Annotated in this window: 25 protein-coding genes and 2 tRNA genes; 8 read left to right on the top strand and 19 right to left on the bottom strand. The window is 47.4% G+C overall.

The window, feature by feature from the left end; translation table 11 throughout:
• The first annotated feature begins 1 nt into the window (after position 1).
• From H6995_14515 to H6995_14500, 4 genes are all read left to right on the top strand, one after another.
• Positions 2 to 1,030 carry a phage major capsid protein gene (locus H6995_14515; GenBank protein MCP5216211.1) on the top strand — a complete coding sequence of 343 codons (1,029 nt, stop codon included), beginning with the start codon at positions 2 to 4 and terminating at the stop codon, positions 1,028 to 1,030.
• Positions 1,030 to 1,302 carry a hypothetical protein gene (locus tag H6995_14510; GenBank protein MCP5216210.1) on the top strand — a complete coding sequence of 91 codons (273 nt, stop codon included), beginning with the start codon at positions 1,030 to 1,032 and terminating at the stop codon, positions 1,300 to 1,302. The genes H6995_14515 and H6995_14510 overlap by 1 nt, the downstream gene beginning before the upstream one ends.
• On the top strand, positions 1,299 to 1,526 hold the full coding sequence (locus H6995_14505; protein ID MCP5216209.1) for a hypothetical protein: 228 nt from the start codon (positions 1,299 to 1,301) through the stop codon (positions 1,524 to 1,526). Before H6995_14510 ends, H6995_14505 begins: the two co-directional genes overlap by 4 nt.
• Before the next feature lie 77 nt (positions 1,527 to 1,603).
• Complete coding sequence (locus tag H6995_14500) at positions 1,604 to 1,990, top strand: hypothetical protein (protein ID MCP5216208.1); 387 nt, start codon at positions 1,604 to 1,606, stop codon at positions 1,988 to 1,990.
• A gap of 536 nt (positions 1,991 to 2,526) precedes the next feature.
• Here H6995_14500 and H6995_14495 read toward each other — a convergent pair.
• The 9 genes from H6995_14495 to rlmE form a co-directional block, all read right to left on the bottom strand.
• Positions 2,527 to 3,240, bottom strand: a complete 714-nt coding sequence (locus H6995_14495; GenBank protein MCP5216207.1) for a zeta toxin family protein — start codon at positions 3,238 to 3,240, stop codon at positions 2,527 to 2,529.
• Between the two features lie 184 nt (positions 3,241 to 3,424).
• A tRNA-Met gene (locus tag H6995_14490) sits at positions 3,425 to 3,501 on the bottom strand.
• 281 nt (positions 3,502 to 3,782) lie between these two features.
• A tRNA-Leu gene (locus H6995_14485) sits at positions 3,783 to 3,868 on the bottom strand.
• Between the two features lie 7 nt (positions 3,869 to 3,875).
• Positions 3,876 to 4,262, bottom strand: coding sequence for a preprotein translocase subunit SecG (gene secG, locus H6995_14480; protein ID MCP5216206.1), 387 nt, complete (start codon positions 4,260 to 4,262; stop codon positions 3,876 to 3,878).
• A 3-nt stretch (positions 4,263 to 4,265) separates the two neighbouring features.
• Positions 4,266 to 5,012 carry a triose-phosphate isomerase gene (locus H6995_14475; protein ID MCP5216205.1) on the bottom strand — a complete coding sequence of 249 codons (747 nt, stop codon included), beginning with the start codon at positions 5,010 to 5,012 and terminating at the stop codon, positions 4,266 to 4,268.
• Between the two features lie 123 nt (positions 5,013 to 5,135).
• The gene (gene glmM / locus H6995_14470) at positions 5,136 to 6,473 is read right to left on the bottom strand and encodes a phosphoglucosamine mutase (protein MCP5216204.1); all 1,338 of its coding nucleotides are present in this window, start codon (positions 6,471 to 6,473) and stop codon (positions 5,136 to 5,138) included.
• Between the two features lie 8 nt (positions 6,474 to 6,481).
• Positions 6,482 to 7,363, bottom strand: a complete 882-nt coding sequence (folP, locus tag H6995_14465; GenBank protein MCP5216203.1) for a dihydropteroate synthase — start codon at positions 7,361 to 7,363, stop codon at positions 6,482 to 6,484.
• Positions 7,364 to 7,388: 25 nt separating this feature from the next.
• Entirely contained in the window at positions 7,389 to 9,329 is a 1,941-nt protein-coding gene (gene ftsH / locus H6995_14460; protein ID MCP5216202.1) for an ATP-dependent zinc metalloprotease FtsH, read from the bottom strand.
• A gap of 69 nt (positions 9,330 to 9,398) precedes the next feature.
• On the bottom strand, positions 9,399 to 10,019 hold the full coding sequence (gene rlmE, locus H6995_14455) for a 23S rRNA (uridine(2552)-2'-O)-methyltransferase RlmE (protein ID MCP5216201.1): 621 nt from the start codon (positions 10,017 to 10,019) through the stop codon (positions 9,399 to 9,401).
• An 86-nt stretch (positions 10,020 to 10,105) separates the two neighbouring features.
• Here rlmE and H6995_14450 point away from each other — a divergent pair, with 86 nt between their 5' ends.
• Positions 10,106 to 10,414: a YhbY family RNA-binding protein gene (locus tag H6995_14450; protein ID MCP5216200.1), complete on the top strand. Its 309-nt coding sequence runs from the start codon at positions 10,106 to 10,108 to the stop codon at positions 10,412 to 10,414.
• Positions 10,415 to 10,463: 49 nt separating this feature from the next.
• Here the strand turns inward: H6995_14450 and greA are convergent, their stop codons facing one another.
• The 7 genes from greA to grpE form a co-directional block, all read right to left on the bottom strand.
• The gene (greA, locus tag H6995_14445) at positions 10,464 to 10,940 is read right to left on the bottom strand and encodes a transcription elongation factor GreA (GenBank protein ID MCP5216199.1); all 477 of its coding nucleotides are present in this window, start codon (positions 10,938 to 10,940) and stop codon (positions 10,464 to 10,466) included.
• A complete protein-coding gene (gene carB, locus H6995_14440; protein ID MCP5216198.1) occupies positions 10,937 to 14,206 on the bottom strand; it encodes a carbamoyl-phosphate synthase large subunit in 3,270 nt (1,089 codons plus the stop codon). Before carB ends, greA begins: the two co-directional genes overlap by 4 nt.
• Before the next feature lie 10 nt (positions 14,207 to 14,216).
• Entirely contained in the window at positions 14,217 to 15,386 is a 1,170-nt protein-coding gene (carA, locus tag H6995_14435) for a glutamine-hydrolyzing carbamoyl-phosphate synthase small subunit (protein ID MCP5216197.1), read from the bottom strand.
• 226 nt (positions 15,387 to 15,612) lie between these two features.
• A complete protein-coding gene (gene dapB / locus H6995_14430; GenBank protein ID MCP5216196.1) occupies positions 15,613 to 16,419 on the bottom strand; it encodes a 4-hydroxy-tetrahydrodipicolinate reductase in 807 nt (268 codons plus the stop codon).
• 64 nt (positions 16,420 to 16,483) lie between these two features.
• A complete protein-coding gene (dnaJ, locus tag H6995_14425) occupies positions 16,484 to 17,611 on the bottom strand; it encodes a molecular chaperone DnaJ (protein MCP5216195.1) in 1,128 nt (375 codons plus the stop codon).
• Between the two features lie 144 nt (positions 17,612 to 17,755).
• The gene (gene dnaK, locus H6995_14420) at positions 17,756 to 19,672 is read right to left on the bottom strand and encodes a molecular chaperone DnaK (GenBank protein ID MCP5216194.1); all 1,917 of its coding nucleotides are present in this window, start codon (positions 19,670 to 19,672) and stop codon (positions 17,756 to 17,758) included.
• 111 nt (positions 19,673 to 19,783) lie between these two features.
• On the bottom strand, positions 19,784 to 20,404 hold the full coding sequence (gene grpE, locus H6995_14415) for a nucleotide exchange factor GrpE (protein MCP5216193.1): 621 nt from the start codon (positions 20,402 to 20,404) through the stop codon (positions 19,784 to 19,786).
• Between the two features lie 269 nt (positions 20,405 to 20,673).
• On the opposite strand from grpE, the gene recN reads away from it, so the two are divergent.
• Positions 20,674 to 22,359: a DNA repair protein RecN gene (gene recN / locus H6995_14410; GenBank protein MCP5216192.1), complete on the top strand. Its 1,686-nt coding sequence runs from the start codon at positions 20,674 to 20,676 to the stop codon at positions 22,357 to 22,359.
• A gap of 6 nt (positions 22,360 to 22,365) precedes the next feature.
• On the opposite strand, the gene fur is transcribed toward recN, so the two are convergent.
• Positions 22,366 to 22,782, bottom strand: coding sequence for a ferric iron uptake transcriptional regulator (fur, locus tag H6995_14405; GenBank protein MCP5216191.1), 417 nt, complete (start codon positions 22,780 to 22,782; stop codon positions 22,366 to 22,368).
• 135 nt (positions 22,783 to 22,917) lie between these two features.
• Between fur and H6995_14400 the strand changes: the two genes are divergently transcribed.
• Positions 22,918 to 23,265 (top strand): outer membrane protein assembly factor BamE, encoded by a 348-nt coding sequence (locus tag H6995_14400; GenBank protein MCP5216190.1) that lies wholly within the window; start codon positions 22,918 to 22,920, stop codon positions 23,263 to 23,265.
• Here the strand turns inward: H6995_14400 and H6995_14395 are convergent.
• Both H6995_14395 and H6995_14390 read right to left on the bottom strand, forming a co-directional pair.
• Complete coding sequence (locus tag H6995_14395; GenBank protein MCP5216189.1) at positions 23,262 to 23,594, bottom strand: RnfH family protein; 333 nt, start codon at positions 23,592 to 23,594, stop codon at positions 23,262 to 23,264. The two genes, H6995_14400 and H6995_14395, sit on opposite strands and share 4 nt — an antisense overlap.
• Positions 23,587 to 24,018, bottom strand: coding sequence for a type II toxin-antitoxin system RatA family toxin (locus H6995_14390; GenBank protein MCP5216188.1), 432 nt, complete (start codon positions 24,016 to 24,018; stop codon positions 23,587 to 23,589). The genes H6995_14395 and H6995_14390 overlap by 8 nt, the downstream gene beginning before the upstream one ends.
• Before the next feature lie 199 nt (positions 24,019 to 24,217).
• Here H6995_14390 and H6995_14385 point away from each other — a divergent pair, with 199 nt between their 5' ends.
• Positions 24,218 to 25,639 carry a sodium-dependent transporter gene (locus tag H6995_14385; protein ID MCP5216187.1) on the top strand — a complete coding sequence of 474 codons (1,422 nt, stop codon included), beginning with the start codon at positions 24,218 to 24,220 and terminating at the stop codon, positions 25,637 to 25,639.
• Positions 25,640 to 25,649: the final 10 nt, after the last annotated feature.

Below are 25,649 nucleotides of genomic sequence, written 5' to 3'. Positions count from 1 at the left end.
CATGTCTGAACAACAAATAGCAAAATGCTTAGATGGCATTGTTTCAATTCAAGCGCATCAATTAGGCTTGAGACCACAGCACAAAACACTGGCCGACCGCATCCTATCAGCTGCCGACACCAAAGCAGTGTTAAACGGAAAAGCCAGCGCCATTGCGAAGTTTAAAATATCCGACATCGAGCGCAAGTCTGCGGTTACAACAACACAGGCGCTAAATGATCCGTTGGCATTCTCTATGCGGCCCAGCATTGACCCTGGAGCGACTCAGCCATTATTCCTGCGGTCATTGTTACCGACATTCGCCAGTGATCAGGGGCAAGTTGAATACCCAGTACGCACAGTGTTTACACAAGGCAGCCCGGCGGTAGTTCCTGACAATACCTCGATGGGACAGCAGGCATATACATTTGCTAGCGTATTCGAGCCAATGAGCACCCTAGGCGTTACGGCGGCGGTCAGTAAACAGCTGATGAGCGACTCCGGCGCATTCCAGGCGTTTATGCAGCAAAGCCTATTAGTTGATCTTGCAGAGAGCGAGCAAGACCAATTGATCAACGGCTCCGGATCCACACACTATGTTAGCGGCTTGATCCAGGGCGCGACTACTTGGAGCAACGAAAGCCCTAACATTACTAATCAACTCGATGTTATCCGCTCCGCAATAAGGCAAATTCAAGCCGCAAAGTTTGCACCTAATGCGGTCATTCTGCACCCCACCGACTGGTTCGCAATCGAAACCAAGAAAGGCGGCGCATCTGATGACACCTACGCGGCAGGCGGCGCACGTTACGCAGGCGAACCCAATCTTTGGGGCGTTCGCGTTTATGTCACCACCCAGGTTGCTGCCGGGACTTTTCTAATTGGCGACATGAGCCGGGCGGCAGTGTTGTTTGAGGAAAGCGGCCCAGAGGTTGAGATCAGCAGGCACCACTCGACAAACTTCCAAGAGAACATGATCAGCCTTAGAGCCACCCAGCGAATAGCGTTGATCATTGCTAACAGCACAGCCCTGGTTACAGGTTCGCTGTGATGATGTTTAGAATTGCTGCCAAGGATGGCGCTTTCAATATTGCCGAGGAAGCGGCAGACCTGGACGCAGCACTTGAACAGATGGCGGCTCGATTTGAGTTCACCAGCTACCGGGCAATGTGTAGCGACCTAAAGTTAACTGGCTCAGATTTAGAGGTGGCCATTCTTGAGGACAAGCGCACCGGCGCGGTTGAATGGGCCGAGGATTATCTAAAGCTAGAACATGAGCGAGGCGTGATTGCTTCGCTTAAAGCTTGGATGCGACGCATATGAGGCCGGCCACATTGGAGTTCGCTAAGTGTTTGGCTGAGGGTAGCCGCATACCGGTAACGGATGAAGTAATGCCCCTCATACTAGACCTTAGTGCTAGACGGTTCCCTGTTCGCGTTGAAGGCAGTGTGGCGCGAGTACCGCATCATCTGCAACCACTAGCCGAGCGCATGATATACGCGATCACAGAGCCATTCGAGCAGCACAGCATAGGGTGGGGCGGGTAGATCCTCGAATGGAATGGCTTATAAGTACCGCCGCTCCCCCTTTATTTTATGCGTGCAAAATTAGACCCGAGGGTATTATGAAAGGTAGAAAACCATTAAGCCGCGAACAATTGGATTTAAAAGGCACTTATCAGAAATGCCGCCACGAAACGCGCAATACTTTTGATTCTGACGAATTACCGGACGTAGGCGACCCTCCTGTTCACATGAGCGGCCCACAGCGGGTTATTTGGCGGGAGTTGGTATCTGAATCGGTGCCGGGCGTTCTGAGAGCGTCAGACCGCATTATGGTGGAGATTTCTTGCGGTTTATTGGATCAGTATCGCAACGGCGAACCGGCAGCATGGCAGATGCAACTGTTAGTTAAAACGCTCGCTAGTTTAGGGTTTGCCCCGACTGAGCGCCACCGGCTTGGTGTAAAGAAACCGGACGAACCTACAGACGAATTCGAGCTTTTGAATTAGTGGCACTAGCATACCCCAGGGCGGGTATATCCTTAAACTGATTGCTTCATAAGTACCGCACGATAGTTTTTATTTTGCGTGTGCAGTTGAGAAAAACGGTTTTTAACGAGTGCAAGCGAACAAAAGAAGCTAATAAGAAGCGGCTAAGAAACAACCGCGCAATGATACCGGCGACTTTATTGGCGGTGTGGTGCAACGTTGCACCGTACCGCCAAAAGTAGACCGAGAGTGCGACAGGGTAGCAAAAGAGGCTGGCGTTTCGTGAGCTATTCCTTAAATTTATGGAGGCTGAATTAATGGGCACAAAAAACCCCGCACTAGGCGGGGTTTCGACTAAAACTTTATAGATCACTAAGCGCTTGCTTTAACTTCCTCGAGTATACGCGTTTGTCTTTCAGTTGCTTTAACCAAAACATCAGCAAATACACGCTTCTTTTCACGCGACGAAGCATTCCTAATAAATTCTGAGAATTTAGTAGATCCTGACACTCGATTAAAATTGAAAATTTTCATCTATTTATAAAAACCCGAATAGATCAAAGGATGCGTTGAAGTTCAATTTCAGTATATTTCTCAGGTACGAAATTGTCAATTTTGTTGATATTCGCTTTATATACTCTGTTGGAACCATCATTATTTTTTAGCAGTAAATCTACGGCGATATTTTTTTGAAACCTAGTTTTTAGGCGGTTCACTACATTACGGGCCTGAAAATACTGCTCAATAAATGTTTCTTTCAATATTCTTCGGCCTTCAGTTTTTTCCCGCGCCTCAACGAACTCCCAAGCAAGTATCGGATCTTGATATACATATAATATTTGCACAAATCGATCTCTTGAAAGTGACCTTTTAATGTTATCTTTCGCAATCCTATAATTCGTTAATGTTCCGTCAAGTATAAAACTTTGTCTGTTTTTTAGCGCTAAATCATGAATTTTACTTAAGAGAATAGATGCCGCACCCTGAAATAAATACGCATTTTTACCGTTGTAATCTATAAAATGAGTTCTTAATTCGTCTAAATCTATTCTTAATATATCTGGGCCGTCATTACGGTATAGATTTATTAACTCTATGGAAGCCTCCGTTTTACCGGCTCCCGGCGATCCCGCCATGAATACAGATACAGGAGTTTCTTCCGCAACGTACTTACTGGGCGACGTCAAATCCTTAGCGATTCGATTTTTATTTTTTCTAGCGTAATCAAGAGCTCGAGTTTCAATAGCTTGTTCTTCCTGATTCAACGTCATTAGTGCTAATTCACTCTAATCTAAATTTCAATATGTTTACCATTAGCATAATCTGATGCGCCAAAGGAAGTAAAAATTGTTGTAAATGTTGCAGGAAAGGAGAAATGCTAGCTAAGTCGTCCTTACATTGTCCTTAAGCAAGAAATAAAAAAGGCCTACGCAATGCGTAAGCCTTTGATTTAATTGGTAGCGGGGGCCAGATTTGAACTGACGACCTTCGGGTTATGAGCCCGACGAGCTACCAGGCTGCTCCACCCCGCAACAATTCTTTACTTACTAAGGCCTCCTGGTGAGGCTGAGTAGTGAATGGCACTTCTTTTAGGTAAGAAACCATCCGGATAATCTTTTTTGTTAAGTAGAACCTTAACTGATCCACTTAAAAAGGAAGACGGATTATAGGGAGCTGAATGCAGTCGGTCAAGCCCAAACCGACTAGTTTTAAAATATATCGCAAAGTGCTAATTTTGTTTGTCCTAGCGCGGAAGAATTCATTGTACTTGGTGAGGATAAACGGAAATTACAAGGGGTTTGCTCAATTAAATTGGTGCCGAAGGCGGGACTTGAACCCGCACGAGCATAGCTCACCACCCCCTCAAGATGGCGTGTCTACCAATTCCACCACTTCGGCTAGTATTTTACTCATCAATTTTTGGCAAATCGGTGTCCATGTCTTGTGCGGTTTCGTCCAGCGTCGGCAAGTTGCCGTCTGTGACGGGCTGATTTTCTGGGAGGCTTTGTTTTTGTTCGATCACTACGGGGTCTGGGAAGCCTAAGTTTTCTTCTGCAGATGCTTTTTGTTTTGCGTAAACAGCCAACGCAAAACTCGTAATAAAGAATAACGTGGCGAGAATGGCTGTTGTGCGAGTGAGAAAATTCCCTGAACCTTGGCTGCCGAATACCGTTTGTGATGCGCCCGCGCCGAATGACGCACCAGCATCAGCGCCCTTGCCTTGCTGTAATAGCACTAGACCAATTACGGCCAGAGCTAACAATACATGTACTATTAATATGATACTTTCCATTTTTTATCCTGCTGCGTTGCAAATCGCAGTAAATGTTTGGCTGTCGAGCGATGCTCCGCCGATCAGTCCACCGTCAATATCCGGCATAGCAAACAAGCTCAATGCGTTATCATGGTTGACGCTGCCGCCGTACAAAATAGGTAGCTGCGCTAATTCCTTCGCTAATAAGCCGATTCGCTGACGAATAATATAATGCACTTCTTGTGCTTGCTCTGGCGTCGCAGTATTGCCTGTTCCAATTGCCCAAACTGGTTCGTAGGCAATCATTGCGTGACGAAAGCTCGCGATACCGGCCAATTCAATGACTGCACTTAGCTGCCTTAAAACTATTCCTTCGGTGTTGCCGTCATTCCTTTCTTGCTCGCTTTCTCCGACACACAAAACAGGTGTTAATCCGGCATTTGCTACGGCCTTAAACTTTTCTGCTACCTGTTGATCAGTTTCAGCAAACAGGTGACGTCGTTCGGAATGCCCTACGAGAACATGGCTACAACCAAACTCCTGCAACATGGGGACAGAGACTTCACCTGTATAAGCGCCATGGTTATTGGCATTCACATTTTGCGCCCCCCAGCTAATCGATGTGCCGTTGAGAAGCCGCTGCGTTTGTTCCAAAAAAATCACTGGAGGACAGATAACGATGCCGCTCGACACGTTCTCACAACTTTCTTTCAGGGTGCCAAGCAAACGCTCAACGCTGGCTTTGTCACCATTCATTTTCCAGTTTGCGATGACCCATCTACGCCGCATAAATCTATCGTACCTTTCGCGAAGGGCGCCAATACTAACTAAGTTGGAGCTAACTTACAAGCCGGTATCAGGCAGTCTGGTGCAAGATTAAGTAATTCTTTGAGTGACAGCAGAAGCTGTATGCTAACCCATTGCTTTTTTCACTGAGTCCGCCAATTCGTTGGCGAGCTGGTTGACCAGTGCTGCATCCTCTCCCTCAACCATGACACGTACTAATGGCTCAGTGCCTGACATGCGCAACAGCACACGGCCTTGATCTCCCAGCCTTTGTTCGGTCGCCACAACCGCCTTTTGTACGGCCTGATCCTGGGTAGGGTCACAGCGTTCTGCCAAGCGTACATTAACCATAGTTTGCGGCATTTTAGTCATGCTTTGTTTTAGTTCATGCAGATTATGCCCGCTTCTTGTCATTGCACCTAACACCTGTAATGCAGCAACAATGCCATCTCCGGTAGTGGCTTTGTCAAGGCAAATAATATGCCCTGAGGATTCTCCTCCTAGCAACCAGCCTTGTTTGACCAACTCTTCTAATACATAGCGGTCACCAACCTGAGCACGCTCAAAAGGGATATCCAATGCGTTGAGCGCAAGTTCCATTCCCAAGTTGCTCATAAGCGTTCCAACCACACCGCCGCGCAAAGCATTATCCTTATGCTGCTGGCGTGCGATAATGTAGATTAACTCATCGCCATCTAAGACCTCACCCTTATGGTCGATCATCAACACTCTATCGCCGTCGCCATCGAAAGCGATCCCCAGATCACAGCCTTCATCCAAAACCACTTGGCGTAGCGACTCCGGTTTAGTCGAACCACAATTTTCATTAATATTCAGTCCATCAGGATTAACCCCAATGGGTTTCACTTTTGCGCCCAGCTCTTTAAAAACCGATGGTGCGATATGATAGGTAGCGCCGTGGGCGCAGTCGATCGCCAATTTTAAGCCTTTTAGATCGATACCAGAGGGAGCAGTGCTTTTGCAAAACTCGATATAACGACCAGCTGCATCCGCAATGCGCGAGGCCTTACCTAATGAATGTGATTCTACTGTATATAAAGGACGTTCGAGCTCTGCCTCAATCGCATATTCCAGTTCATCAGGTAGTTTCTTTCCTTCGCCGGAAAAAAATTTAATGCCGTTATCATAGTAAGGGTTATGGGAGGCGCTGATGACGATGCCTGCCTGAGCGTGAAAGGTACGGGTCAGATAGGCAATGGCCGGAGTTGGCATTGGCCCCAGCATGCTGATATTGACACCGGCAGAGATAATGCCGGCTTCTAGCGCCGACTCAAACATATAGCCGGATATCCGAGTATCCTTACCAATCAGAATATGACTGTAGCCTTTCTCGGCGAACACGCGACCTGCCGCCCAGCCCAATCTAAGCATAAATTCAGCGGTAATTGGTGTTTCGCCGACCTTGCCGCGAATACCATCGGTTCCAAAATACTTTTTACTCATGATTAATCCTAGTCATATTTTGCGTTAGTTATCACGCTGGCTACTCGAATTGAGTCAAATGTTTCAGCAACATCGTGACATCTTATAATTTTCGCTCCTTGGGCTACCGCTAAAGTGGCGGCAGCTAAACTGCCATATAGGCGTTGCCCAGTTGGTTTGTTCAAAATTTGGCCGATCATTGTTTTCCGTGATACGCCTATTAGCAGTGGCGCATTGAGGTCGGCAAAGGCGTTTAAATTGCTTAGTAACTGTAGATTATGTTCCAGCGTTTTTCCAAACCCGATACCTGGGTCGACAAGTAGCTTATCGGGTGCTATGCCTGCTTTACTGCAGTCCAGCATGCGTGCCGCAAGATAGTCATAAATCTCAGTGACAACATCTCGATAGGTAGGCTGCTGCTGCATTGTCTCAGGCTCATTAAGCATGTGCATCAGACAGACCGGCAGCCCTGTGGTGGCCGCTGCGGCCAGTGCGCCTTTCCGAGTTAAGGCGCGTACGTCATTGATCAGCCCAGCACCAGCGTTTGCCGCCGCTAGCATTACTTCTGGTGTGCTGGTGTCGACCGAAATAATCGTTGGCAAATTATTAGTGATTGCTTCGATAACTGGAATGACTCGGTCTAACTCTTCCTGCAAGCTAACGGCTTCGGCGCCTGGTCGCGTAGACTCTCCTCCCACATCGATAATTACTGCCCCTTCGCTGAGCATTTGTTCTGCCCGGGCTAAGGCCTTATCTAGGCAAAGAGTATTGCCGCTAAAATAGCGACCGCCATCGGAAAAGGAGTCTGGCGTCACATTCAGAATGCCCATAATCTGGGGAGTGGTTAGGTCGAGCGTTGAGCCGCCACAGTTTAACTGCTGTGACGGCCTTGGTTGAATAGTGTGGGCCATGGGCATGGCTTAGGCGGAGGGATACTTAATGTTCGCTAGCTGGTTTCCCAGGAGAGTCTTTAAACTTCGTATCATCGGCTGGAGTGTCGATATCTGTCGTCTTTTTTGCGGTAGTGCTGCCAGATTCGCCTGAGGAACCTTCATCCCAATCGGAAGGTGGACGTGGCGTTTTACCCTCCATAATGTCATCAATTTGATCAGAATCCAGTGTTTCGTAGAGCATAAGAGCATTGGCCATGCTGTGCAGTTTTTCAATATTCTCCTGCAACAATTGCTTAGCTTGATCGTAGCAGCTATCGATAATAACGCGAATCTCTTCATCAATAAGACGCTTGGTTTCAGATGATACATGGCTTTGATGACCTGCAGCCGAGCGCCCCAGAAAAACCTCGCCGTCATCTTCTTCATACATCAGGGGTCCCATTTTTTCTGACAAGCCCCACTTAGTGACCATGCTGCGCACCATGGCGGTGGCACGCTTAATATCATTGGCTGCTCCTGTCGTTACCCCGTCTGCGCCAAGAATCATTTCCTCAGCGATGCGGCCGCCAAACAAGCTGCATACCTGGCTCATCAGCGCCCTTTTGCTATGGCTATAACGGTCTTCTTCCGGCAGAAACATAGTTACGCCAAGAGCCCTTCCACGTGGGATAATGCTGACCTTATAGACGGGGTCGTGCTCTGGCACTAAGCGTCCGACGATGGTATGCCCTGCTTCATGGTAGGCGGTGTTGAGCTTCTCTTTCTCGGACATCACCATGGAGCGTCTTTCCGCCCCCATCATAATTTTATCCTTAGCCAATTCGAATTCACGCATCGTTACCGTACGGTTATTCGAGCGGGCGGCAAAGAGCGCTGCTTCGTTAACCAGGTTCGCCAAATCTGCCCCAGAAAACCCGGGAGTTCCACGCGCAATAACATTGGCTTTCACGTCGTCAGCTAAGGGTACTTTACGCATATGCACTTTAATGATTTGTTCGCGCCCGCGGATATCCGGCAGGCCAACAACGACTTGGCGGTCAAATCTGCCCGGACGCAATAAGGCGGGATCTAGCACATCGGGACGGTTAGTTGCTGCGATGACGATCACGCCTTCTTTACCCTCAAAACCGTCCATTTCGACTAACAGTTGGTTTAGCGTTTGCTCTCTTTCGTCATGTCCACCGCCCAAGCCTGCGCCGCGATGACGGCCAACGGCATCAATTTCATCGATAAAAATAATACAGGGCGCATGTTTTTTTGCTTGATCAAACATATCTCGCACACGGGAAGCGCCCACACCGACAAACATTTCTACGAAATCTGAGCCGGAAATGGTAAAGAAGGGAACTTTGGCTTCGCCTGCAATCGCTTTTGCCAAAAGGGTTTTACCTGTGCCGGGAGGGCCGACTAGCAGAACACCACGTGGAATATGTCCGCCAAGGCGCTGAAATTTGCCGGGTTCGCGTAAAAATTCAACAAGTTCCTGTACATCTTCTTTTGCTTCCTCAACACCAGCGACGTCAGCGAAGGTAGTGTTTACCTGGTCTTCTCCCAGTAGGCGTGCTTTGCTCTTGCCGAAAGACATAGGCCCTTTGCCGCCACTACCGCCACCCTGCATTTGACGCATAAAAAACATGAATACGGCGAGAATCACCAAAATGGGGAAGGCGGCAACCAATAGTTGCGCCCAGATGCTTTGCTGTTCGGGTTGCTTGCCTACCACCGTGACCCGATGTTCGAGCAGATCATCAATTAACTTAGGATCCTGTAGGGCAGGACGCACAGTTTCAAAACGACTACCGTCTTGGCGTTCGCCGCTAATGATATAACCGTCGATAGTCACGAGGGTTACTTGATCAGATTGAACTTGTCGTACAAATTCTGAGTAATTAAGAGGTTGGTTTTTCGGCTCAACATTAAAATTATTAAACACCGTCAGTAAGACAGCGGCTATTACCAACCATAACACCAAATTTTTTGCCATATCGTTCAAGGCAATACCCTCATTTTAACGCGCTATTGAACAAATGCCGTAAGCGACGTAAGAATAAAATCAGGCTCGAAAGCCTTTCGCTATTATATACTTTTCCCGTGATCGTGCGCGCGAAGCATCCGGTTTACGGGATTGAACCTTATCAAACTTTGACCGCAATGCGGCTAATAATTCATCAAAACCTGCGCCCTGAAAGACTTTTGCTAAAAAACACCCTCCAGGACGTAATACCTGGGTGGCCATCTCCAGTGCTAGCTCCACGAGGTACATCGAGCGAGCTTGATCTACCGCATTGATACCACTCATATTGGGGGCCATATCCGAAATTACAAGGTCTAGGCTACGCCCGCTGAGTAGGGCTAATATTTGCTGATAGGCCTCATCTTCGGAAAAATCGCCCTGGATAAACTCAACACCCTCAAGCGGTTCCATTGGCAAAATATCGGAAGCGATAACACAGCCTTTTTTGCCAACCAGCTCTACTGCCACCTGAGACCAGCCCCCCGGAGCAGCACCAAGATCTAAAAGTATCATGCCAGGCTTAATCAGCTGGTCTTTCTTTTGAATTTCCAGCAGCTTATAACTCGCCCGCGAGCGATAGCCCTCTTGCTGAGATTTTTTAACATAGGGGTCATTAAAATGCTCATTTAACCATCTGCCACTGGATTTACTTCTGGCCATATAGTAAGGAAACCTCTATCCCGCTGATTAACGATTCGTTATAATGCCGCGCCTATCTAACCCAGCAGCGAATTCGTGAGTTAATCATGGCGTTAACCAACCAAAAAATCAAAGCCTATCGCAGTATTGGCCATAAACTGAAACCCGTGGTAATGATTTCGGATCAAGGTATCTCAGAAGGCGTCCAGCAGGAAATTGAGCGCGCTTTAAATGATCATGAGCTTATCAAAATAAAAATTAGCTGTGGTGACCGTGTTTACAAAAAAGAACTCATTGGCAAAGTCTGTGATTTGTCTCAGTGCGAGCTGGTGCAAACGATAGGCAATATGGCACTCATTTACCGTGCTGCCTCAAAGCCGAACCCTAAATTATCCAATCTCCTTCGTGCGCAATAAGCTGGTATAAGCAACGCTTTTGTTTGATAGATAACCGGTCTGCATGAGTTTATATGTGTTTAACCTCAATGATTTCGTATTCAACAATACCATCGGGTATGTTCACCTGAACCAGATCACCTTCGAGCTTGCCGATCAGTGCTCTCGCAATAGGTGAAGTTATCGAAATTTTCTTTTGTTTCAGATCGGCCTCATCTTCACCGACTATTTGATAGGTAATGGCCTGTCCTGTCTCAATATTTTCAATTTCAACGCTAACACCAAAAATCACCTTACCGGTATTATCTATTGCTGTCACATCAATCACTTGCGAATTGGATAACTTTGCCTCAATTTCCTTAATTCTGCCCTCTGCAAATCCCTGCTGTTCTCTTGCCGCATGATACTCTGCGTTCTCCTTAAGGTCGCCGTGCGCGCGGGCTTCTGCAATCGCAGCGATGATGCGGGGGCGATCAACTGTTTTTAATTGCTCCAATTCTTCGCGTAATTTTTGCGCGCCGAGCTTGGTCATAGGTACTTTGCTCATGCTTCCCCTCCGGTAACAGCTCCGCCGTTGGACCGCTGTAGTTGATCTTGTGTCACTTGCTGATGTAAATCCTGCAAACGCCTTACCTGCTTTTCCTCGCCGAAGGCCAATGCTTGGCAGAAAGCGTTAGCTGCTGCCAAGGTGGTGCTGTAATAGACCTTTTGTTGTAAAGCTGAGCGTCTAATACTAGCCGAATCAGCAATCGCCTGTTTGCCTTCGGTCGTATTTAGAATGTATTTAATTTCGCCATTCTTCAGCATATCGATGATATGGGGGCGTCCCTCGACGACCTTGTTGACGATAGCTACGTCTATGTTAGCGCTTTTCAGCACTTTCGCGGTTCCGCGTGTGGCGACTAATTCGAAACCCTGTGCAACCAGACTTTTGGCAATCTCAATCAAGGCGACTTTATCGGCATCGCGGACACTAACAAAGGCGCGGCCACGCTTGGGTAAATTTTCACCCGCTGCCAACTGGGCTTTGTAAAAAGCTTCGGCGAAGCTATCGCCAACGCCCATCACTTCGCCAGTTGACTTCATCTCGGGTCCGAGGATTGGATCGACTCCGGGAAATTTATTAAAAGGGAAGACTGCTTCTTTTACGCTCATATAAGGCGGAATGATCTCTTTAGTGAAGCCTTGTTCGGCTAATGAGACCCCTGCCATACAGCGGGCCGCTACTTGAGCTAGCGAAACGCCGATACATTTGGAAACAAAGGGAACTGTGCGCGAAGCCCTGGGGTTGACTTCAATAACGTAAATAGTGTCGTCCTGTATCGCGAGTTGGACATTCATCAAACCGACTACACCCAGTTCGAGCGCCATGGCTTTCACCTGTTTTCGGATTTCATCTAATACCAAGGGCTCGAGATTATAAGGTGGCAATGAACAGGCGGAATCGCCGGAATGCACGCCCGCCTGTTCAATATGCTGCATTACCGCGCCAATGACGACATCCTTGCCGTCACAAACTGCATCGACATCTACTTCCACCGCTGCGCTTAAGAAATGGTCCAGCAATACCGGACTTTCATTGGAAACGGCTACAGCCTCTTTCATATAGCGTTTTAGCTCATCGTCGCTATAAACAATCTCCATGGCGCGTCCACCCAAGACATAGGAAGGGCGAACTACTAATGGATAGCCAATTTCTTGTGCCTTTTCTAGGCCTTCTTCTAGACTTCTTACGGTCGCATTTGGTGGCTGAATTAAGCCTAGCTTGTTTATCATTTGCTGAAAACGTTCTCTATCCTCAGCGCGATCGATGGCGTCTGGCGTCGTGCCTATAATTTGCGCACCTGCAGCTTCTAATCCACGTGCTAACTTAAGTGGGGTCTGTCCGCCATACTGTACGATGACGCCTTTGGGTTTTTCCTTTTCAATGATCTCCAATACATCTTCCAGCGTGACCGGTTCGAAATACAGACGATCAGAAGTGTCGTAATCGGTTGAAACTGTTTCCGGATTACAGTTAACCATGATGGTTTCATAGCCATCATCGCGCATCGCCAGTGCGGCGTGCACGCAGCAATAATCGAATTCAATGCCTTGGCCGATGCGGTTAGGTCCGCCACCAAGTACCATGATTTTCTCCCGTGAAGTGGGGTGGGATTCGCACTCTTCTTCGTAGGTGGAATACATGTAGGCGGTAGATGCGGCAAACTCGGCGGCACAGGTGTCCACCCGTTTATAGACTGGGCTGACCTTTAACTCTTTGCGGCGTTCGCGTACTTCGCTTTCCGTGACGTCCAGTAATTGCGCCATCCGTGCATCGGCAAAGCCCTTGCGCTTTAATCGATACATCTGATCTCTGTGGAGGTCGGCTAATTGGCAAGTTATGAGCGCCGATTCCTCGGTAACGATATCCTGGATTTGTATCAAGTACCACGGATCAATCCCGGTTAATTCATATATCTCATCGCTGCTGATATTCATACGGAAAGCGTCGGCAACGTAGCGTAGGCGATCTGCGCTGGGGGTACGCAGCTCGCGTATAATATCAGCTCGATTTGACTCGTCTAGGCTGTTAATTATTGGCTCGAAGCCGCAAATACCGGTTTCTAACCCTCGCAACGCCTTTTGCATAGATTCCTGGAAGGTGCGGCCAATCGCCATTACTTCACCCACCGATTTCATTTGTGTGGTCAATCGGGCATCGGCCTGGGGAAATTTTTCAAAGGTAAAGCGTGGTATTTTGGTGACAACATAATCGATAGTCGGCTCAAAGGAAGCGGGTGTTGCACCACCGGTAATTTCGTTCTCCAGCTCATCCAGCGTATAACCAACGGCAAGCTTCGCCGCGACTTTGGCAATTGGAAAGCCGGTTGCTTTTGAGGCCAGGGCGGAAGATCTCGATACTCTTGGGTTCATTTCGATAATGACCAGGCGACCAGTTTCGGGATGCATCCCGAACTGTACGTTTGAACCGCCCGTTTCCACACCAATTTCACGCAGCACGGCGATCGACGCATTGCGCATGATTTGGTATTCCTTGTCTGTTAGGGTTTGCGCTGGGGCGACGGTAATGGAGTCCCCGGTATGCACACCCATAGGGTCAATATTTTCAATAGAGCAGATAATGATGCAGTTATCTTTTTTGTCGCGCACCACCTCCATTTCGTATTCTTTCCAGCCGATCAAGGACTCATCGATGAGCAACTCGTTGGTTGGGGAAAGATCGAGTCCGCGTTCGCAAATCTCAATAAACTCTTCTTTGTTGTAAGCAATGCCACCACCGCTACCACCCATGGTAAATGATGGTCGAATAATACAGGGGAAGCCAAGTCTGGCCTGTACTTGGATGGCTTCTTCTAAGCTATGGGCGATGGCGGCTCGAGGTGTTTCTAAACCGATTGCTTTCATCGCTTTATCAAAGCGTTCCCGATCCTCAGCCTTATCAATGGCATCCTGGGTTGCGCCAATCATTTCAACACCAAATTTTTCAAGCACACCTTCGCGATCTAAATCCAGTGCGCAGTTAAGTGCTGTTTGCCCTCCCATGGTGGGGAGCAAGGCATCTGGGCGTTCCTTTTCAATAATTTTAGCGACGGTTTGCCAGCGTACCGGTTCGATATAGGTGGCATCGGCCATGACGGGGTCCGTCATAATAGTGGCCGGGTTGGAGTTGACCAATATGACGCGGTACCCTTCTTCACGCAGGGCTTTACAAGCCTGGGCTCCGGAATAGTCAAATTCACACGCCTGGCCTATAACTATTGGGCCCGCGCCGAGGATTAAAATCGATTGTATATCAGTACGTTTTGGCATGAATCTTCGATTACTCTTTTATTGCTGCAGGCGTAGTCGCCCTGGCAGCCTGCATTAACGAGATAAAATGGTCAAACAGTGGCGCTACATCATGTGGTCCTGGACTGGCTTCAGGATGGCCTTGAAACCCGTAGGCGGGCTTGTCCGTGCGTTTAATACCTTGCACCGTACCGTCAAAGAGGGATTTGTGGGTAATGATCAGGTTTGCTGGCAGGTTGGTTTCATCCACCGCAAAACCATGATTCTGACTGGTAATCATTACCTCGCCAGTAACCAAATCCTGCACCGGATGGTTAGCGCCGTGATGCCCAGATTTCATTTTGACGGTTTTGGCATCACTGGCAAGGGCTAACAGCTGAAGTCCGAGGCAAATGCCAAAAGTGGGGATGTTTGCCTCAAGGATATCTTTAATGGCAGTAATGGCATATTCACAGGGTTCTGGGTCGCCGGGTCCGTTGGATAAGAAAACACCATCGGGACTCATTGCCAGAACATCGGCAGCTGGAGTTTTTGCGGGCACGACTGTTAGGTCACAGCCTCTGGCTGCCAGCATTCTCAAGATATTGTGTTTAATACCAAAGTCATAGGCCACTACTTTATAGAGTTTACGTTCAGACTGGCTATGGCCTTCCGACCAGCGCCAGACGCCCTCACCCCACTTAAAAACACTTTGAGTGGTGACGACCTTGGCTAAATCTAACCCTTTCAGACCTGCGAACTTTTGTGCTTGTGCTAGCGCCGCAGCGGTGGCCTGCTCGATGTTTTCACCGTCAGCCAGTACCCTGATGCAGCCATTTTGCGCGCCTTTGTCGCGTAAAATGCGAGTCAGCCGACGGGTATCGATATCGGCGATGCCTACGACATTACGCCGTTTTAAATACTCTCCTAATGACTCCGTTTTCCGCCAGTTGCTGGCGAGCAAAGGCAAATCTCGAATGACCAGGCCTGTTGCCCAAATATGTTCAGATTCCTCATCCTCGGGATTCGTTCCTGTATTGCCGATGTGAGGATAAGTGAGGGTCACTATTTGGCTGGCATAGGAGGGGTCGGTTAGTATTTCCTGATACCCCGTCATTGCCGTATTGAATACTACTTCACCAACGGCATTACCGTCGGCGCCAATCGAAACGCCAATAAATACGCTCGAATCGGCTAAAACCAGAATCGCCTGCTTTGTCAAATTACACTCCCAATCTCCGCGCGAGGCTTGCAAAAAAGCGAGACAAGACAAGGTCTCATCCCGCTTTTTAAAGATGTGCTTTAATAGGTTTCACTGAAACGGGGATTTTACGTGATTAGCGAACCAAGTGTCTATTCTTGTTAGCTAATCAGTTGAATTAATTTCTGAGAAGAGCCTTTGCCCGGCTGGTCCTGTGTAAAAACTCGATTGACGATGGTTGATTCAGTTACTTGAGTGCGAGCACATCCTGCATATCGAATAAGCCTTTGTCTTTGGCGGCCAACCAGCAGGCAGCGCGTACCGCTCCGCGGGCAAAAGACATGCGGCTCGATGCTTTATGGGTGATCTCGACGCGTTCACCCTCAGCGGCAAAGGTTACAGTATGGTCGCCCACAATATCTCCAGCTCTTACCGTGGCGAAACCGATGGTGTTGCGATCCCGTGCGCCAGTTTGCCCTTCACGGCCATAAACAGCGACTTCTTTCAAATTGCGCCCCAGAGTTTTAGCTACGACCTCTCCCATGCTGAGCGCAGTACCGGAGGGGGCGTCTATCTTATGCCGATGGTGAGCCTCATAAATTTCAATATCAACGTCATCGCCTAAGACTTGTGCGGCAACTTCGAGTAGTTTAAAGCACAGATTAACGCCAGTGCTAAAGTTTGATGCCATGCAGACGGCAGTTTCATTGGCGGCGGCAATAACAGAAGCTTTTTGCTCGGGGGTAAAACCTGTCGTACCTATCACTATTTTATTGCCAGTACGCGCGCAAACTTGCGCGTTGCGCTGAGTGGCGGCAGGGGTAGTAAAATCGATGAGAACATCAAACTGATCTAGAACTTGCTCGATATCAGAGGTTACTGATACGCCCAGCTTGCCAATCCCCGCCAACTCACCGGCATCGGTCCCAATCAATGAGCTATCGGGTCTTTCAATGGCTACCGCGAGTTCGGCATCAGGCGTGTTAACAACAGCTTCGATGAGTGTTTTTCCCATGCGTCCGGCGGCGCCAGTCACGGCTATTCTTATGCTCATAATTCTTCTCGTTAGTTGCTTATTGTGCTTTGACGCTTCTTACAGCAGCCGCCACCAAAACTGGCTATAGCTTCATGTCATCAAAAAAGCTTTTGACGCCCTCAAACCAGGAGGATTTTTTGGGAGACTGGCTGTTACCACCCTTTTCTAAAGTTTTTTGAAATTGCTGCAATAATGTTTTCTGCTCGCTGGTCAACTTCACCGGAGTTTCGACATACACGCGACATAGTAAGTCGCCAGTCGCGCCGCCACGCACTGGGGCAACGCCCTTGTTACGCATTCTGAATAATTTGCCAGATTGGGTTTCTGGGGGGACTTTTAATTTGACACGTCCATCCAGCGTTGGCACCTCCAATTCACCACCTAGTGCCGCATCGACAAAGCTGATGGGTACTTCGCAATATAAATTGGCATCTTCACGTGTAAAAATTTTGTGTGGCCGCACGGACATCTGCACATATAGATCACCCGGAGGACCGCCATGCATACCAGCTTCGCCTTCTCCTGTCAGTCTTATCCTGTCGCCATTATCGACGCCAGGTGGGACTTTCACTGAGAGGTTTTTATATTCTTCAGTTCTCCCTGCGCCATGACAGATATGGCAAGGATCTTTTATGACTTTACCTTGCCCATGACAACGCGGGCAGGTTTGTTGTACCGAAAAAAAGCCCTGTTGCATGCGTACTTGGCCTGCACCTCCGCAAGTGGTGCAGTCAGATGGGGCAGATCCTTTTTTGGCACCTGAACCGCCACACTCTTTGCAACTAATCTGGGTTGGTACTCGAATCTTGACGGTGGCACCTTTGACAGCGTCCTCCAGATCGAGCTCCAGGTTATAACGTAAATCCGAGCCCCGCTGCACATGGCTACGCGCACGACCGCCGTTGCCACCGAAAATATCGCCAAAGACATCGCCGAAAATATCGCTGAAGTTGCCAGAGCCAGCGTGGAAGCCACCACCTCCAGCGTCAACACCAGCATGGCCGAATTGATCATATGCGGCACGTTTTTCGCTATTTGAAAGTACTTCATAGGCTTCGCTCACTTCTTTGAACTTAGCCTCAGTACCCTTGTCGTCCGGGTTTCTATCCGGGTGATACTTCATAGCCAAACGGCGATAAGCTTTTTTAATATCCTTTTCGTCGACGTTGCGTTCAACCCCGAGCACTTCATAGTAATCGCGTTTTGACATGCTTTCTATTATCAACCTTATTATTGCGCAAAAACGCGGAACCCTTTTTTGCAGGGAATCCGCGTTCCTTTAGTTCAGATTTACAACCAGAGAAAATGGCATTTATTCACCATTCCGCTCGAACTCAAATTTGAGATTGTTTGCCTATTTATCATCCTTTACTTCTTCAAACTCTGCATCAACTGCGTCATCTTCAGACTTTGATTCGTTATCTGCTGCTTGTGGCCCGGACTCCGCTTGGGCTTTCTCAGCATATAGTTTTTGTGCGAGTGAGCTGGAGGCTTCGGTTAAAGCTTTAGTCTTCGCTTCGATGTCATCCTTATCACCAGTTTTTATCGCGCTTTCAACATCGGCTATCGCCTTCTCAATGGTTTCTTTTTCTTCGGCGGAAGCTTTATCACCCGCCTCTTCAAGTGTTTTGCGGGTTGCATGCACCAAACCGTCTGCTTGGTTGCGAGCAACTATCAGCTCTTCAAATTTACGATCTTCCTCAGCATTGGCTTCCGCGTCCTGTACCATGGCATCGATTTCTTCGTCTGATAAACCGCTAGAAGCTTTGATGACAATGGATTGTTCTTTGCCTGTCGCCTTATCTTTAGCGCCGACATTGAGAATACCGTTAGCATCTAGGTCAAAGCTCACTTCAATTTGTGGCATTCCGCGCGGTGAAGGAGGAATATCCGCCAAATCAAAACGTCCCAGCGATTTATTCTGTGTTGCCTGCTTGCGCTCTCCTTGCAACACATGAATAGTTACTGCGGACTGGTTATCTTCTGCGGTAGAAAACACCTGAGTTTTCTTGGTCGGAATGGTGGTGTTTTTCTCGATCAACGTGGTCATCACGCCACCCAGCGTTTCAATACCTAAAGACAGCGGAGTAACATCTAACAGGAGTACGTCTTTCACGTCGCCGGACAATACTGCTGCCTGAATGGCGGCACCTACGGCAACCGCTTCATCAGGATTAACATCCTTGCGGGCTTCTTTGCCGAAGAAATCTTTAACTTTCGCCTGCACCAGGGGCATACGCGTTTGGCCGCCGACTAAAATCACATCATTGATATCCGATGCGCTCAATCCGGCATCTTTTAATGCAATTTTGACGGGCTCAAGGGTTCTTTCCACCAGGCTTTCCACGAGTGATTCAAATTTTGCACGCGTAATTTTAACGTTAAGGTGTTTCGGACCGCTGGCGTCAGCAGTGACGTAGGGCAGGTTGACATCAGTTTGCTGTGTGCTGGAGAGTTCAATTTTTGCTTTTTCTGCAGCATCTTTGAGGCGCTGTAGCGCTAACGGATCATTGTGCAGGTCAATGCCGTTTTCCTTTTTAAACTCATCCGCCAAATAATCAATAAGTTTCAAGTCAAAGTCTTCGCCACCAAGGAAGGTGTCGCCATTGGTTGAGAGCACTTCAAATTGATGCTCGCCATCCACTTCGGCGATTTCAATAATGGAGATATCAAAAGTACCGCCACCCAGGTCGAAAACGGCAACAGTCGAATCACCACGCTTTTTGTCCATACCATAGGCTAAAGCGGCTGCGGTTGGCTCATTAATAATGCGCTTTACTTCCAGGCCGGCAATGCGTCCCGCATCTTTAGTGGCTTGACGTTGCGAGTCATTAAAATAGGCAGGGACGGTAATAACGGCTTCCGTAACGGTTTCACCGAGATAATCTTCCGCTGTCTTTTTCATTTTCTTCAGTACTTCTGCTGATATTTGCGGTGGTGCCTTTTTTTCGCCATTAATTTCTACCCAGGCATCGCCGTTATCGGCAGCCTTAATGGTATAGGGCACCATCTTGATGTCTTTTTGCACGACTTCATCATCAAAGCGGCGACCGATTAGGCGTTTAATAGCAAAAAGGGTGTTCTTGGGGTTAGTCACCGCTTGCCGCTTAGCCGATTGACCCACTATGATTTCGCCGTCGCCAGTGAAGGCGACAATCGAAGGTGTGGTGCGATCGCCTTCAGAATTTTCAATCACCTTTGGCTTTCCTGACTCCATTACGGCAACACAGGAATTCGTGGTACCTAAGTCAATGCCGATAATTTTACCCATTATCTTTACTCCAGATTCAGTTTAACTTTTACAATTTTAACAAGGTGGCGTTTGCGCGCCGCTTCAAATAGCTTGGAATTAGTTTCTAATATTGGAATGATTTACGCTTTTTCAAGCCTTCTCATCTATTTTTGGTGCATCTCCTTCCGCTGTCTTGGCGACCACAACCATTGCTGGGCGCACAATTCGTCCGTGCAAGGTATACCCCTTTTGCATTACATGAACGACTGTATTCGGTTCCACTGTATTTTGCTCTATCATGGATACCGCTTGGTGGAATGCCGGATCAAAAGGCTCTCCCTCCGGGTTTACTGGCTCAATTTGGAATTTGGCTAATGCTTTGAGTAGCATGTTCAGCGTCAGCTCGATACCTTCACGCATTGCTTTGACAAAATCATTGTCATCTCCGGAAGCATCCAGTGCACGCTCTAAACTATCAACCACCGGCAATAATTCTTGGGTGATTTTTTCTAAGCCGAATTTATGAGCATGTTCAACATCACGTTCTGCCCGTCTGCGAATATTATGCAATTCAGCCTGTGAGCGGAGAGCTATATCTTTTTGATGCTCTGCTTGTTGTAAGGCGTCTGTCAGCTTGGCTAATAAATCTTCTGTGCTTGCAAATTCAGAGACATTGTCAGTATCTTCCAACAGTTCCGACTCAGTTTGTTGCGACTCAGCGCCGTCGTTCATAGTATTTTCTTGCTCGGACATAGATTCGTTTTCCGCCATCGGTAATTAACCTCCAAGATATCGCCGTCGTAATCGGTTAAGATGCGCTAAGCTATATGGGGTCTAGAGGTCTTGATTCAAGATTTTTTCAAAAATAAATATTGTCGCTTGAGCTGTGTCGATGTACTGTCTTGGCCAATGCTTGGCGCTTATACTTGCGTCCGAGATTTTTTCTGCTGTTGCCAAGCCCTGGTCATTTCCATTATAAAGTCAGCTATCAAAATATTGCGGTAACCCATTAAACACTTCCAAAAAATAATACGGTTCAGGTGTTAACACATTTAAGCATCAAAAATTTTGCTGTGGTTCGTGCGCTTGATATTGAACTGGGCAATGGATTAACGGTGATTACCGGAGAAACTGGCGCGGGTAAATCTATTATGATAGATGCGCTCGGGCTGGTTCTGGGTGATCGTGCCGATAATAGTGTTATTCGGGATGGCGAGGATCGAGCTGAAATAACAGCCGTATTTGACGTTGCACCGGACACCGAAGCTGGCGCCTGGCTTAGAGAGCATGAGTTCGCGAGCGAAGAATGCATTATTCGCCGTATCTTGTCGACGGACGGCCGTTCCAAAGCATTTATCAATGCCAGTCCGGCAACACTGCAGCAGATTAGGACCTTGGGTGAAGCTTTGCTGGATATTCACGGTCAGCACGAACATCAATCGTTATTAAAAAAAACCGTTCACCGGCAGTTGTTAGATAAATATGCGGGTGTCACTTCACTTGTTGAGAAAATAGCGCTGACCTATCAAAACTGGTCCGACGCGGAAAGAAAATTATTAGAGATTACTGGCCAGCTTGAACAGCAGCGTGCCCAGCAGGAGCTTATCAGTTACCAGCTTGATGAGCTGACAGCGCTAAACTTACAGGAGGGTGAAATTGAGCAATTAGAACTTGATCATGATCGCCTCTCCAATGCAGAACATATATTAGCCATTGGTCAACAAATAAGTGCGCTGTGTAGCTCTGAGGAAAGCAATGACGCTTATGCGGACTGTTTATCACTAATCGGACAGGCAATTCGTTTAAGCGATCAGCTTAGGGCGGATGAAAATCCAGACCTGCAAAATTGCGTTGCTCTTTTGGAGAGCGCAAAAATTCAGATTGAAGAGGCGAACCGAAGTCTCCAGCAATACCTGGGTCGCATTGAGGTCAACCCTGAGCGACTTCAATTAGTGGAACAGCGTATCGGTGAGGCGCACCAGCTTGCGCGGAAGCACCGAGTGCAGCCGGGCGAGCTTATTCAAACCTTGGCAACGCTCAAGGATGAGTTTCTTCAGAGGGATAATATCGATGATGTAATTCAGTCTCTTAAGGCACAAAGTAACGCGGCAAAAGCGGCCTACGCCAGCTTGGCGGAGAGTTTAAGTGCTGCTCGAAATGAGTTTGCGGAACGGCTAAACGAGCAAATTTCCATGCATATGCATACCCTAGGGATGCCTGGGAGTTGTTTTGTCACGCAATTAACACCTCATCATCAATCGACGCTGTCACCCTATGGCGGTGAAGATGTTGAGTTTCTGGTCAGCACCAATCCTGGCCAGCTCCCGCGGTCTTTGCAAAAGGTGGCTTCTGGAGGGGAGCTTTCACGCATTAGTTTAGCGATACAGGTAATATTGGCGAGCAGGACAGACACGCCAACCCTGCTGTTTGATGAGGTGGATGTTGGCATCGGTGGTGCTACGGCAGAAATTGTCGGTCAATTGCTCAGGACAATCGGTGCCAAAGGCCAGGTTATTTGTGTTACCCATCAGCCACAGGTGGCGGCAAAGGCGCACCATCATCTATACGTTAGTAAAAATATCGGTGTGGATAGTACGGATTCGCAGGTGACGACTTTATCCCGCCGGGAGAAAATATCGGAAGTAGCACGTATGCTTGGCGGTATTAAACTAACAGATCAAACCCTCGCCCATGCCGAAGAAATGATTGCTCAAGGAGCTGAGTGAAGCCTGTTAAGAATGGCAGTTTTTACAGAGCCCGTATATGTAGTGGCTATGGTCGGTGACCTGGAAGTCCGCTTTGTCGGCAATTTCTTGTTGCCGCTGCTCAATCAGCTCATCAAGAAATTCTTTCACTGAGCCGCATTTCACACAAACCATGTGGTCATGATGTTTATTGGACGTCAGCTCGAATACGGAACGGCCACCTTCAAAATGGTGCCGTTTAACCAGGCCAGCGGTTTCAAATTGCGTTAATACTCGATAGACGGTTGCCAGGCCAACATCATCACCTGTCTCTAGCAATGCCTTATAAACATCTTCAGCGGACATGTGGTGGACATTAGATTCTTCCAGGAGTTGTAATATCTTCACCCTGGGCACGGTTACCTTCAGTCCAACGTTACGCAACTCTTGATTTTCTTCCGACATGCTCGCAAACTACCCCTCTAGCTTTTTTCAGCAGAATTTCGCTATTATGCTATTTTTCGCACCCTAATTGGAACATCTATCGTGAGATTAACTGTAAATATAGTGCTACTCTTTTCCTGTCTCAGTCTGATTGGGATGGGCGGTTGTTCGTATCTGCCAAAGGTCCCAACTCCAAAATTGCCAAAGCTGGGAGTGCCCAAATTAACTGGTTTTCCAGGTGTCTATAAAATAGATATTCAGCAGGGTAACGTGATTACTCAGGAAATGGTCGATCAGCTCAAGCCCGGTATGACCAAGCGTCAAGTGCAATTTGTGATGGGGACACCTTTGATCATGGACACTTTTAATCAAAAGCGTTGGGACTATGTTTATAGTTTGCAGCCTGGCGGAAAAAAACGGGAGCAGGAAAGTGTTGCGCTTTATTTTGAAAATGATCGGCTAAGTCATTTTGAAGGCGACTATTTGCCCGGTTCTCAACCTTAATCCCTGGCTTCATCCGAAGTGGTAACTTTTTGCTGCTTAGCTTTATCGGCTCGCTTGACGCGAGATGCCTTGGGGTCGATTAAAAGAGGACGGTAAATTTCCACTCTATCGCCCGCTTTGACAGTCTCAGATTTAGGATCTTTCACCATCTTGCCAAAAACACCCATAGGGTCTTTTTCCAAATCAATCTGACTAAATTGGTTAGTGATCCCAGACTTTAAAGCGGCTTGATAGATAGTGGCGTTGCCCTCAATTTTTACAGGGATGATGATCTGCTTATTGGGCAGCGCATAAGCCACTTCAACTAAGATTTGATTGTCGTTATCCATAAATTTCATTCGCTCGTTTACAAAAGGCATCCACCATTGTGTTTGCCGCTTCGTTAAATAGCGTGCTGAGGGCCATCGCCGTTAAACGCCCGGAAAACTCAAAGTCCAAATCCAGTGATACTTTGCACGCGTGATCGTGTAAAGGCTTGAATTGCCAGACGCCTTTAAGATATTTAAAAGGACCGTCGATAAGCTCCATCTCAATCCGCTCATTTTCTGATAACTGGTTCCTGGTGGTAAATTTGTGCCCAATTTTACCCTTCGCGATTTTTAGGCTTGCGACCATTTCTGAAGGACCGTCGCTAATAAGCTTCGCATTTGCGCACCAAGGCAAAAACTTTGGATAGGAGCGGATATCGTTAACCAGTCCAAACATGGTTTTTGCCGAATGCATGACTAAAGCACTGCGATGGATTTTCGCCACATCTACTCCAAACTGTTTTACCTATTCAAGAGTGGATTGTAGTGGTTAGACCTTAACAAGCCAACAGTAGTGATCAAGATCGAGTTAAGAAAAGACAGGTGAGTGCAAAATTGATAATATCAATCCGCCTGAACGGCAAGGTCGAGGATAATAGTTATAAGCCGATGATAATAATTATAAAACTGCCAATGAGGAAAATATGTCAATCAAGCGTGAACAGTTTGGCTCAAAAATAGGCTTTATCCTTGCCGCAGCCGGTTCTGCCGTCGGAATTGGAAATTTAGTAGGATTTCCTGTTAACGCCACAAAAAACGGTGGTGCCGCTTTTTTAATTGTTTATGCCGTCTTCGTTGTTCTCATTTGTTTGCCAGTTATGCTGGCGGAACTCTCGCTCGGGCGCCATTCACAACGCAACCCAATCGGCGCGTATAAAAGGTTGGCGCCAGATAGTAAGATCTGGCAATTGGGTGGTTGGTTATCTGTTATTACGCCCTTTATGATTGCCGTTTTCTATATGGTTATTACTGTTTGGATATTGGGATATCTCGTTGGCGCGGTGTTTGGTAATCTGGATTTGTTGGGGCAAGCGAACTATTTTAACGCTTTCATTACCAGCAAGCAGGTATATTTTTTGCTGGTGCTACTGACCAGTCTAATAGTCTTTATCCTCTATCAGGGAGTTGCCGAAGGAATTGAGCGTGGCGCTAAGTTGATGATGCCGACGCTCTTTTTTATGCTGATTGGATTGGTGATTTTTGTGCTCACTCTCGATAATGCTTTGTCAGGTGTTAAATTTTATCTTATTCCTGACATCAAGAAGCTCACTCCGACAGTGCTTAACGGCGCTCTTAGCCAAGCGTTCTTTTCCTTGTCGCTTGGTATGGGGATTTTGATTACCTATGGTTCCTACATGAAGCAGAATAATAACATCCCCGCTTCTGGAAAAATGGTAGCACTGGCGGATACGGGAGTCGCCTTCTTGGCGGGCTTATTAATTATTCCTGCTATTTTTTCGTTCAATCCTAACACTAATACCGCAGAGTTATCTGACTCCTCTATTTCCTTAATTTTCAGCTTTTTACCAAAAATATTTCTTGCGCTACAAAGCTCGATCGGTTACTTAGGCGCCAGTATTGTCGCCTCGGTATTTTTCTTGTTAGTGTTTTTTGCAGCGCTCACATCTCAGGTTTCTATCATGCAAGTCCCGCTTGCCAGTCTGCAAGATGAGCTTGGCTATAGCCGCGGCAAAAGCTTGGTCGTTCTCTGCACTGGTGCCGGCGTGCTGACACTTTGTTGCATTTTGTCTTTTGGGGATATGAGATTTTTGACTGAATTCGTAAATTATGCGGGACAAACTAAATCTTTCTTTGACGTAATCATCGATGTTTTTTACGACACTATATTACCGCTAAACGGGCTCATTATTTGTTTGTTTGTCACCTACAAATGGAAAAAGGCTAATCTTGATGCGGAACTGGAGCTTGGTGCGCCTAACTACAAAGGCTCATTGTTGGAAAGGTACGTTACTTTTTCTTTAAGCACCTTAATACCTTTTATTCTTGCGGTGATTTTCATAAATACCGTGGTGCTAAAATATTTTGGTATCAGTTTAATTGGCTAGCCGTATTCAA

It is taken from the genome of Pseudomonadales bacterium, from assembly GCA_024234615.1.
Classification (GTDB): Bacteria; Pseudomonadota; Gammaproteobacteria; order Pseudomonadales; family IMCC2047; genus JAJFKB01.
Note: the sequence above shows the minus strand (reverse complement) of the source record. Positions and strands in the feature narration are given on the sequence as shown.